The organism is Spirosoma agri (genome assembly GCF_010747415.1).
In the GTDB taxonomy this organism is placed as follows: Bacteria; Bacteroidota; Bacteroidia; order Cytophagales; family Spirosomataceae; genus Spirosoma; species Spirosoma agri.
Window position 1 is genome coordinate 1 of record NZ_JAAGNZ010000027.1, and the last position, 415, is coordinate 415.

At 64.6% G+C, this 415-nt stretch carries 1 protein-coding gene; it reads right to left on the minus strand.

Features of this window, described 5'->3' with window-relative positions:
• A partial coding sequence (locus GK091_RS29315) for a putative Ig domain-containing protein (protein WP_394351913.1) occupies positions 1-415 on the minus strand: 415 nt, incomplete at both ends.

Sequence of the window (415 nt, forward strand, 5' to 3'; positions counted from 1 at the left end):
GTCCCGGTATAGCGTCAGTGAGTAGGGACCCGGCTCATTGGTGGCCGCCAGCTCGTTCTCGATCCGGAAGGCGATGGGCTGGCCGGTCAGACCCACGTAACGGGGACTAAAGTTGATATTGATCCGGTCGGCGATCGGCGTACAGCTCAGCAGGCTTACGGCCGTGATGGCGAAGGGTTGGCTGGGCTGCGGGGGTTCGATGGAAGCCGGGGCCACCGCCAAGTCAAAGCTCGTGCTCACACTCAGGGTACCCGGATCGGTGGCCGTCAGGATCACCCGGAACGGACTGCCCACGGTGGTGGACGCCACGCCTGACAGGGTATAGCCCGATAAACTGATGCCGGGGGGCAGCCCCTGGGCACTCAGCCGCAGGCTCCCCGGTGTCTGGTCATCGGTGAAGGTACCCTGGGGAATG